Here is a 10,730-nt window from a genome sequence, read left to right on the forward strand (position 1 = left end):
ATCTGCCCCTTTCACGGGCAATTATTTTTCATCCCACTACTAAAGACAGTGGGCTTTCAAATAATATTTATCGTAAACAGGCAGGCTTCAACACCTACTTCTTTAGAGATAACGCTCTCTTATAATATTACAATGGTGCAGTTCGTGTCCTGGAATAATCAAACTAATCGCTCTTACTGACATTACTAAACCATTGGCAGTCCCTTTACTGTTCATCATTTGCTCGTTGAAATTTTGAAAAAGTAAAATAGTAGAGCGACGCACTGCTGCAAGTTCCTGCGCAATGCTCTCCATAGAACGTTCGCTGGCGTTGGCAGCAGACACATAGTCATTTTGCTCAAAACCTGGCAAATCTGTCTTATCTTGACGAGCAAAACGTAACGCACGATAGACAAATACTCGTTCGGTATCGAGCAAGTGTAACAATACTTCTTTGATTGTCCATTTACCTTCGGCATAACGATGATTTTGTTTTTTGGCAGGTAGGTTTCTTATCAATTTATGGGTAGCAGAGTGGGTATTTTCTAATATTTGGGTCAAGTCATCACCTTCTATCAAATCTATAAAAGGTTGATAGTAAGCACTGTATTCCTGAGACAGGGGTTTTTGTATCATGGGGTATCAGATTAAAAATTATGAAGTGTTTTTTAATGCTTTTATGAAAAAATTATCCACTTTTTCATATAATCTTACTTGTGGCATTTTCTACCCAAAAAAGTGTTAATAATTTTTCAAGAAAGATCGTTTTAGACATCAATAAGCTAATTTTTAGCCAATAAAAAAAACCTCCCTGGCTTAAGAGCCTAAGAGGTTTTTAGAAAGGGAAAGACATTTCCTGCCACTGTGAGTAATATAATAGAAGTACACCTGTTTAATAGAACTCTATTAGTTTTAATAAGCACTGTTATCGCAACAATGCCGTTAAAGGTGGCAGAAAGCCCTGTATGATATTTTAATATATGCTATCTGTTCTTTGTCAGCTTATTAGCAGCTGTATTAGAATATAAGTAGAGCCTCATCAAGGTTAAAGTTAATCTGGTAATAACGATTGGTATTGTATGATTTTGATTAAAAACACAATACTGTTAAGAGGAAAGACCTAACAATTATAGAATTATTAGGTCTTAAGACTTTGGCAATTAGCTTTAACTTTAAAACAAAGTTACACCTATTGATACACTTATCAAAAGACACTCACTTTGGAGCTGCTTTTGAGCAGTTATAAATGATAGTCTTTCGCACTTTTTTAAGCCTACTATTTTTGTTTACAAAGAAATGCTACCGTGAAAGTTTTAAGCCATAATTCACGTTTTATTAAAATAATATTTTGATAACATTCCAATAACCCTAACATATCAAGGGCGTTTAGCCCAAATATGCAGTAGTGGCAAGTCCCACGACATGCGCAAAAACACCCGGTGTGCGTTGCTCAATTCTGCGTTTTTTTTGACTCTTCTTATTTGTGGCATATACTGGTAACCTGCTCCTATAGTAAGTGGGGTATTTTTGAGTCCATAATTGATAGAAGCTCCTGGCGCCAACAATTGTTTAAAGGTCAGGTCATCGGGCAAGGTTTGGGTTTGGTCATCAAACAAACGGTAGTTCATCATTGCTCCTAAGTCTATGACTTGCAGAAATACTCCCAACGAGCTACCACGGTAAAACCGCTGGCGATTGTTTTTGGTAAAATAATCTTTGCTTGCCTGCCTTGGCTTACGGCTTGAAGTAAACCCAATGGTGTACTCTAACCCTAACGGGATGGTAAGCCCGGTATTGAGCCCCCAGGTATCGGTTTTTTCTAACAATTCGCCACTAGCATAATAGCCTGCATGAACAGTAATTGACACCGTGCGCAAAGCAGTACGTTTTTTAAGGTAACTACTAGAGGTAGCAATGACTCGCCCGATCAGGTCACGCATTTGGTTTACATCTTTAGCGTTGACTACCCCAATCATAAAACTGCCATACCGATCAAGCTTGGAAAGCATTTTTGCATAAGAGGTGTTTTGCTCAGATTGGTTAAGCATTTGTAACAAAATTTTACTCAAATTAGGAATGAGGTTGTTGTACTCTTTCTGATGGATAGACTTGTATACATCCAAGGTTTTTTGCAAAATACTTTCACTGCCTGCTCCCCCATTTGCCGTCAGTCCCTTACCATCGCGAGCCGCAGGGTTAAGCACCGAATGTGTCATTAACTTACGGTCAGCGGTTTGTAACAAGTTGGCAAAGTGTTGCATATAGTTGCCATACTCTTGGTCGTACAAACTTTTGCCTTTGCTTTTTTCAAACTCTTGTATTTGAATCAGCCCTTCATATACCGGTAAAATGTTATTGAGCAAATACCGCTTGCATTTGGTAGGGTGTGCCTCATTATTTACTGAAACTTTGGCTTTCATATCGGCAAAAACCTGGGGGGAAGTTTGATATAATAAGCCCACAAAAATACCCATTTGTGCTGCACCTAGCTGGTTAAACTGCTCAAAATTGATCCAGGTATTGCCTGTGGTATCACGCAGGCTGGTTTGCAATACATTGAGTTTGTGCAACAAGGTACCTACTTTTTGGTGGTTGCCATCGGGGTTCTGAAAATACTTCATGTCCAGGTAGTTCATTAAGTCTACCGGATGAAACTTATTGATAAGTTTAGAGGCAATGTCATCGCCCAATTTAAGGTGTTGGTATTGGGGGTTTTTCTGGAGTTTAAAAGCAAAGTCACTGGTCAAAAACAAGGCTTTAGAGGCTGCCTCACTGCGGGGAGTTTCTACATGTTGCACAAAGTTTTTGACAATGTTTTGCAAATCTTGGTGAAAGACTTCTTTCCACTGGGTACCCAACGCCGGAAAGCGAAACGGGTCGCGGCTTTTGAGCGCTTGATAGGTAGTAGGAAACAAAATCTGTAACTCACCTATTTTGCTTAAGCTTTTTTCGAAAGCATTAAAAAACGACAAGGTGACACCTTTTTTAAATTCAGCTGCAATGTATTTGCTAATGCCCTGATAAAAGTCAGCATTTTTGGTTCCGGAAAAGTTACTAAACTTTTTGAACGATGAAGGAATGAGTGAACCTATTACAGGTAATGACCCATCTACTGTTTGGGGGCGCTCAGCCTTAGATGAAGTAGCCAGTTTTTTCATGACCACCTTTAGCACAGCAACATTAAGTTTGTGCTGATAAAGACTAAAGGGTTTTTTAATAAAGTGAGTGACTAAATTGACCTGCTGTAGCTCCTGTGGCGTAAAGTATACCACATTTTTATACTGGTTGAGTAAAGCAATGTTTTTTTCGTTTTGGGCAAGGTACAAAGCATCATAAAAAGCATTTTGGGCAAATGCCTTGTTTGCCAGCAAACTCACCGATAAAATGAGCAGAAGTAAGGGTTTATTCATAAGTAAGATAGTTCTATTAAGACCGCATTATTCTCTGAAAAGTAGGCATTTCTGCCGAAAAGTTGCATAACCCAAGCATAATTTCACCATTCATAAACTCAAACTTACCTTTCGTGAAACCAAACCACTTTTGCAGGTTATCTTTAGGTACTTTTGCAGGTCATAAAAAAGCAGTTGAAAAACAGGTGGTTTTTCTTTTTAATGAAGATTTATTTTATCTAACTTAACAGCTTTAAACAGGTGATCAGAAAACTTGCAAAACCTATGCACAAACAAGACCACAACGACCTAACTAATCAACAGGAAAATACAATTCAACAGAAAGCTCAGGTTGACAAAAAGCAGCCAACACAACTTAAAAATCCTCAGGTTTATCAAAGCAAAAAAGGATTGAAAGGCCCTATACCAACCAAGCAAAGTCAACAACCTGACTATCAATCGCCACAAGGTAAAAAACCACCCATTCGGGCAAAGCACCGCCCTATACAACGAGCACCCAAAGGCTCACAAAAAACAAGTAATCAAAGTATACCTGAACCTATCAAGAGCTCGGCTGAAAAGAAAGGCAGTGTAAAACTGGATGATGTCAAATACTTTGAAAACTCGCCCAAACCTGAGGAGTACAATGCAGAGGCCATTTCTACCGGAGGAGAAGTACATACTGCTCCAGGTAAAAAACACCACCTTGCCCATGAAGTATGGCATGAGGTTCAGAAAAAGCAACACCGAGTAAAAACTACCAAGACAACCAAAAACCCTGTAGATGGTGTAAAGACGGTAAGCATCAATGATGACCCATCGCTGGAAAAAGAGGCAGATGACAAAGGGGCTGAGATTCAAAAAGAAGTAGGAGAGGTTACTCCTGTAAAAAACCCTTTATCTTCTGGTACCTCTTCTAAAAAGAAATCACCTACCTTAGAAAAAAGCAAGGATAACCTTAAGGGCAAGTCTAATGAAAAAGAACAACCCAAAAGTGATGAAGGGAAAAAGGTGGGCAAAACGTCCAGCAAGGAAACAAAAACTTCTGTTCCTTCATTGAAAGAGACACCCAATGGAGAAAAGAACTCCAATGATTCATCCTCTTTAACTACCGATTCTTCTACTGTATCAGGTAACACTACTCAGGAAAATATACCAACCACGCCTTCTTCAGAAAAAATCTCTAAAAAGACAACCAAGAAAAAGAAGACTAAAAAGCCTTCAAAAGGCGCTAAACAAGGCAATAGCGTTGTGCAGACAAACAATGGAGGGCAAGGAGAGCAACCTGACAACCAAGGCAAAAGCGAACCAGTAGTAGCCTCGGAAGCCTATATTAAATTTAAGGCAGTTGTAAGCCAACAAAAAACACACATTCAAACATCGCAAGAAAAACGTAAGCAAGACCTACTAAACAAGGGCGCCGCAGCCAGGCAAGCTATTCAAGTTGGCGTTGATGGGCAAACTCAAAGGATGAGTGCCAACTATGCCAAAGCAACTCAACAGGTACAGGAGGATACTCAAATACGTAAGGCTGAAATCACTAAAGATCGTGACGAAAAAACTGCTTTAATCACCAGTCAAACCTCTGCCCGACTGGAGGAGTTGGCTGCCAAAACAATTGAAAATAAAAGTAGGCTTACCCAAGCAGCAGAAGATAAAGCACAAGAGGTGTTGGCTATAGGAGAAAAAGAGGCACAAAGAGCCTTGAACATTACCCAGAAAAATAAAAACCGCCTGAGTAGTTTGGCAAGACTCAAAGTCAAAATCATTCAACAAGAAGGTGGTAGCCAAGACGAGATTGCGGGTTTTTTGGAAAACATAAGTAAGCTACAGCAAGAGTTACAAACCTCTGGCAGTGAAATAGCCTCTATTGCCCGCAGGGATGCAAAAGAAGCAGCTGATAAATTCAGGAACGAGGCAATGGAGATGTTGCCTGAATTTGACAAGTCTCATCAAGAAACCATTGCTCAAATCACTAAAGAAGATACAGGCGCCAAGCAAAACTTGCAGGATATGGCAAATAAAGCTTTTGCGCGGCTAGATGAAATAGCTGAGGGAATGTTGGCTCAACTAAAGAGCAGTGAGGCTGAACAAGTACCTTTGTTACACCAGGTAGCTCAAGGAGCCATTGCCCAAATAGATGAGGCCATTGGTATTGCTCTACAAACGTTGGATGAGCAAACCAGACAACAAATAGCAGCAATAGATACATTTGTTGCAAAATTTGATATAGCCAGTGGGTACAGTCCTATCTTTGGTGAGTTAGAAACTGAGGTAAACAACAAAGTACAGCAGTTTACCCAAAAAATGGACGATTATTCGGGCAGTGTAACAACAGGTATAGGCGAAGCTGCTACACAAACACAAAAAGAAGCCACGACTCAAGTAACAGCTCAGGAGGCGAAGCTGCTGGATTTGACCACAAAATACACCCAAGAAACCAACAAGATAACCCAAGAGGTGCAAACCCAAAGTACCGAACTGACAAAAAAACACGACACAAGGTTAAATGAGATCATAGTTGCGCTTACTACTGAGCATCAGCAATCGATCAAGGAAGCCGAAACCAAATGGTCTGCCGAGGTGAGTGATTACACCCAGCAAATAGCCGCCAAAGTAACCAAGGCATTGAACAAGCAAGACGATGCCATAAGAGAGTTTATCAGGGATTTGGAAAGTGAGGTAGGCAAAGGACAACAACGCAATGATGGTGAGTTGCTTCAAGGGTTTTTCTCTTGGCTTGCCGATGCAGTACTCTCGTTTTTTGAAGGCGTTTGGGGAATGATTGTGGGCTTTTTTGAGGCTGCCTGGGATGCATTGAAAGCAATTTGGGCGTTTATGCAAACTGCCTTGTTTTGGATCATCGTGGCGGTAGCAGTGGTGCTTATTATTATTGCTGCGGTGGTGCTTACTATTGTAACTGGAGGGGCATTTTTAGTCGCATTGGTTACAGTTTTAGTGGTGGTAGGCAAGGCGTTGTTGGTCATAGGATTAATATTTGGGGGAGCCAGTGCTGCTTACTCTTTATATTTGGCATTTACTACCGAGGGCTTGTCGGCTTACGAAAGAGGGAAACTATTTGGTAAAGCCTTGTTTGACATAGTGCTGATTGCCATAGATTTTGCCCCAGCGGTGAAGGCAGCCAAATGGTTTCAGTGGTTGGGTAAATTTGGACAAGTAACCGACCGGGTAGGCGATGTAAACACTGCTTTGCGCCTGATAAGAAAGGCAGACAGCATCGAAAATCTTTTGGTGGTGTTAGACCGGGTCAATGATGGACAACAGGCGTTGTCACTGTTATCAAAAACCAAAAATACGGCGGTGCTGCTTGAACTACTGGAAAAAGCTGGCAATGCTCAAAGATTGTCGTATTTATTGGGCAAAGTAGACAATGTGAAAACACTGGTGGCTTTGCTGGATAAGGTAAGTAATGCTGAAAAACTCCCTTACTTGCTCAACAAGGTACAAGATACTGAGGCTTTGCTGGCGTTGTTTGACAAGGTGGCAGACAGTGAGAAACTATTGCAGATGCTAGACAGAACCACAGACCTTAATCAATTGGTTACTTTGCTCAACAAAGCCAGCGACCCTGAAGCATTGTTTAAACTACTGTATGAAATAAGTGATGCGCAAAAGCTTTCGTTGTTGCTCAACAAGGTGAAAGATACCAAACACTTGACCAGCCTGTTGAGGGAGTTTACCAATGCAGACCGCTTGCTCAGGTGTTTGGATAAGGTAGTAGATGCAGCTCAACTGGAAAGGGTGCTTGCCGCAGCAGGCAGAGATACGGCTAAAGTAGAACGCTTATTGACCAGCTACGGAAGTGGGGCTCGTGTAGAAGCTTTGATTGCACTGGGGGCAGATGCTCATCGTTTAGACAGGTTGGCAAAACTACTGGATACATCTTTTCCTTACTTAAAAAGTACTCTCACAAACGATGAGATAGTAAAACTGGCTGAGGCCAAAATAATTGCTGGTTTAGAAAGTGCGCACCGCTCTGGGGTAAAAGGGTTACAAGATTGGATTACTTATAATGTACCTAAAGCTCCGCATGAACTGGAAGATGCTTTGCTAGAGTTGCAACAAGGAAAGCGCATGGCAGGAGAACATCCTAACTCAATAGTGAAAGTAGGCAGAGAAGTACATGCTCCTAAACGACCATCAGGCGACCCAATGCAAGAAGTAGATATTATTACCGAGAGCAGAAAAACAAGGACTGTAGAGAGAAGTGTAGAAATCAAGGTAATCAATAACCCCGTCTCAAAACCCAGTGACCTCAGCCCAGGAGTAACGCATGCTACCGAAAAAGCCATGGGTAGAATAAACGATGGACACCCTATTCCGGGCAATCTGGAAGCAATTGCACAAATAGAATTACAAGTGGGAGTAAAATCAGTAGGTAAAAAAAATCAATTGGAAATATTGGCAGATGGAACTGTAACTTTTATCGCAGGTAATGGCAAAAGAATTAGTAAACCACATATCTTTAACGATTTTGTTAACCATATTCCTAAAATCAACAATCACACTCTTTTAAGTAAATATACTTTGGTAGACAAAGCTGGGAATGTATTGGCAGTATTTGAACGCAGTGGTAGTACCTGGACACGAGTTAAATAAAGAAAAATGCAACAGATGATTCATATTTATGAAAAACCTTACCAATCTATTCGTTTGAAGTATCAGTTTCCTGAAGAAGCCGATCAAGTAAAACAAATAGATTTTGCCAAAAAAATATTGGAAGCGGTGTTCAAGCTGACTTTTTTTGAACCACTCAAAATCGACTTGCGGTTGGCTTACTTTGATCCTGAGTTTGATTCAGAAGTAACAGAAGAGGTACCTCAGGCTCCTTTTTGGATGTTGACACATGGCAACTTGGCAGAAAATGTAAAAGCAGAGGCGTATTGGGTCAATGAAACGATCACAAAAACAGACACCATTACTCACCCCAAGGCAATTGACTGGGTAACCAATGCCTGTAACGCCAATCCACCCCAAAATGGGGCATTTGTGGGGGTAAGTCAAATGATTTTTAGAACCAATCGTTGCATTTTGCCTGCTCAACATCAGCCCAAAAATGAGACTATCTCAGTACAAGAGCGTTCAAATACTTACCAATGCCCAATAGAGGTTAAAAATAACCAAGCATGGGTTACAGGTGCCATTTCCCCTTTTTCGTTGTATGCTCCTGTAGAAGTGACGGTATCTAAAGAGTATAGTGAAATCGAATTGGACGTATCATTTTACTGGAGTATTTATGATTTTAACGATTCAACTCAGGCAAACCTAGTCAATGCCCCCATTCAGGAATTAATAAAACAAGGTTGGTTGTTGGTATAAATGAACACCATTCAAACGTATGATTTTCCGGGCAGGCAAATTTGCCTGGAATACACTTTGCCAACCACTATGCAATCTCTTGAAGAGGTAACCAACATAGGTTTGGGCGCCATTGAGATGGTTACAAAGAATAATTTTGAGTTTTTCTGTGCAGATATCACGCTCGGTTTATTTGATCGCGAGCTGTGGTATCCTGTGGAAGATTTGTCCGAAGCATTTGATACTTGGATGCTTAAAACCAGCCATATTCCTGAGCAAATAATTTGCAAACCATTTTATACAAGGCAACAGTTGAAAGAGATCGATTGCTTGAACACTGCTGAAATCTTCAACGCTATACACTATATTATTCAAAAAACACCCAATGCACCTTCTGAAAATGCCTGTGTTTTTTGGCAAGACATTTCTTTCCGGTCTTTGCGTGCCTTACTTCCTTATTGGCCCTCAACTCACCCGTTGAGGCTTCAGGTAGGCAGTAAGGTGTTTGAATACCCCACTGAAACAACCAGTAAGGGTACTTTTGTAAATGCTCCTATGGATGCCTATATTTTGCAATCACCTATACAGCTCACACTTGAAAACGATGGAGGAAATAGTTTGAGCTTAAATATTCATTTATTGTGGTCATATTGGACAGAAGAGCAAATGCCTGGGGTAAAGTTAATCCAGCATGCTGTAAATACTCTCCATAATAATGGTTGGCAGTTAAAACTATCTACCGTACCATTGATCAACTCACCAGCATAAAACCCAACTTTACTTTGTGCAACAGATGATTCATATTTATGAAAAACCTTACCAATCTATTCGTTTGAAGTATCAGTTTCCTGAAGAAGCCGATCAAGTAAAACAAATAGATTTTGCCAAAAAAATATTGGAAGCGGTGTTCAAGTTGACTTTTTTTCAACCACTCAAAATCGACTTGCAGTTGGCTTACTTTGATCCTGAGTTTGATTCAGAAGTAACAGAAGAAGCACCTCAGGCTCCTTTTTGGATGTTGACACATGACAACTTGGCAGAAAATGTAAAAGCAGAGGCGTATTGGGTCAATGAAACGATCACAAAAACAGACACCATTACTCACCCCAAGGCAATTGACTGGGTAACCAATGCCTGTAACGCTAATCCACCCCAAAATGGGGCATTTGCGGGGGTAAGTCAAATGATTTTTAGAACCAATCGTTGCATTTTGCCTGCTCAACATCAGCCCAAAAATGAGACTATCTCAGTACAAGAGCGTTCAAATACTTACCAATGCCCAATAGAGGTTAAAAATAACCAAGCATGGGTTACAGGTGCCATTTCCACTTTTTCGTTGTATGCTCCTGTAGAAGTGATGATATCTAAAGAGTATAGTGAAATCGAATTGGACGTATCATTTTACTGGAGTATTTATGATTTTAATGATTCAACTCAGGCAAACCTAGTCAATGCCCCCATTCAGGAATTAATAAAACAAGGTTGGTTGTTGGTATAAGCATTAAGGTTTACTCCCCACAAACCACGTTTTGAGCTTATATAATACAGGTCTACTCCCTAATTACGGTTTGCTCTCAGCTACACAAGTACTTTTGAGTATTGATTTAAACAATTGTTTGAGTCATTGAAATCTCATTTTTTAACTAAACCAATTTTCATTATGAAAGTTAACCGTAAAACAAAGTTGAGCAAATTAAACAGTGATTTGTTCAACGGTGAAAAACTAAACAGTGCAAATCAGCAAAGCATCAAGGGTGGACAAAGAATTCCACTTACTTGTCGCCTTATAGAAGTTACCGACAGCCATAATGGGATTGACCCAAGGCTTGAGTGTATTCGAAATGGTGATTCTTGCTAATATGTTGTAAGTAAACCCAGGTAGTCAGTATACTCATTGCAGCATACTGCTGCCTGGTTCTACTATTATATCAATGTCCCTTACACACGGGTAACTACTCTACATCAACTAATCGAGTAGGGTAAAGTAGGAAATCATTCTACCCTACTTTATCCCTCTCACACCACCGGACATACGGTTCGCGT

7 protein-coding genes are annotated in these 10,730 nt (G+C 40.3%); 5 read left to right on the forward strand and 2 right to left on the reverse strand.

The genetic code is table 11. The annotated features are described in order from the left end of the window. Positions 1-102: 102 nt before the first annotated feature. Both Q0954_RS30760 and Q0954_RS30765 read right to left on the reverse strand, forming a co-directional pair. The gene (locus tag Q0954_RS30760; RefSeq protein ID WP_299464714.1) at positions 103-615 is read right to left on the reverse strand and encodes a DinB family protein; all 513 of its coding nucleotides are present in this window, start codon (positions 613-615) and stop codon (positions 103-105) included. Between the two features lie 740 nt (positions 616-1,355). Next, positions 1,356-3,389, reverse strand: coding sequence for a hypothetical protein (locus Q0954_RS30765; protein ID WP_299464717.1), 2,034 nt, complete (start codon positions 3,387-3,389; stop codon positions 1,356-1,358). Positions 3,390-3,653: 264 nt separating this feature from the next. On the opposite strand from Q0954_RS30765, the gene Q0954_RS30770 reads away from it, so the two are divergent. The 5 genes from Q0954_RS30770 (at position 3,654) to Q0954_RS30790 (ending at position 10,545) form a co-directional block, all read left to right on the forward strand. Further along, positions 3,654-7,988 (forward strand): hypothetical protein, encoded by a 4,335-nt coding sequence (locus tag Q0954_RS30770; RefSeq protein WP_299464719.1) that lies wholly within the window; start codon positions 3,654-3,656, stop codon positions 7,986-7,988. Between the two features lie 15 nt (positions 7,989-8,003). Next, positions 8,004-8,708, forward strand: coding sequence for a hypothetical protein (locus Q0954_RS30775; protein WP_299464722.1), 705 nt, complete (start codon positions 8,004-8,006; stop codon positions 8,706-8,708). After that, complete coding sequence (locus Q0954_RS30780) at positions 8,709-9,455, forward strand: hypothetical protein (RefSeq protein ID WP_299464725.1); 747 nt, start codon at positions 8,709-8,711, stop codon at positions 9,453-9,455. A 25-nt stretch (positions 9,456-9,480) separates the two neighbouring features. Continuing rightward, complete coding sequence (locus Q0954_RS30785) at positions 9,481-10,185, forward strand: hypothetical protein (protein WP_299464728.1); 705 nt, start codon at positions 9,481-9,483, stop codon at positions 10,183-10,185. A 162-nt stretch (positions 10,186-10,347) separates the two neighbouring features. Further along, positions 10,348-10,545, forward strand: a complete 198-nt coding sequence (locus Q0954_RS30790) for a grasp-with-spasm system A modified peptide (protein WP_299464731.1) — start codon at positions 10,348-10,350, stop codon at positions 10,543-10,545. The last annotated feature ends 185 nt before the right edge of the window (positions 10,546-10,730 follow it).

It is taken from the genome of uncultured Microscilla sp., from assembly GCF_947493425.1.
In the GTDB taxonomy this organism is placed as follows: domain Bacteria; phylum Bacteroidota; class Bacteroidia; order Cytophagales; family Microscillaceae; genus Microscilla.

Bases quoted from the DNA above. Each gene is read 5' to 3' on its own strand.
- Q0954_RS30790 (WP_299464731.1), top strand. From the start codon at position 10,348: ATGAAAGTTAACCGTAAAACAAAGTTGAGCAAATTAAACAGTGATTTG.
- Q0954_RS30785 (WP_299464728.1), top strand. From the start codon at position 9,481: ATGATTCATATTTATGAAAAACCTTACCAATCTATTCGTTTGAAGTAT.
- Q0954_RS30760 (WP_299464714.1), bottom strand. From the start codon at position 615: ATGATACAAAAACCCCTGTCTCAGGAATACAGTGCTTACTATCAACCT.
- Q0954_RS30780 (WP_299464725.1), top strand. From the start codon at position 8,709: ATGAACACCATTCAAACGTATGATTTTCCGGGCAGGCAAATTTGCCTG.
- Q0954_RS30765 (WP_299464717.1), bottom strand. From the start codon at position 3,389: ATGAATAAACCCTTACTTCTGCTCATTTTATCGGTGAGTTTGCTGGCA.
- Q0954_RS30770 (WP_299464719.1), top strand. From the start codon at position 3,654: ATGCACAAACAAGACCACAACGACCTAACTAATCAACAGGAAAATACA.
- Q0954_RS30775 (WP_299464722.1), top strand. From the start codon at position 8,004: ATGATTCATATTTATGAAAAACCTTACCAATCTATTCGTTTGAAGTAT.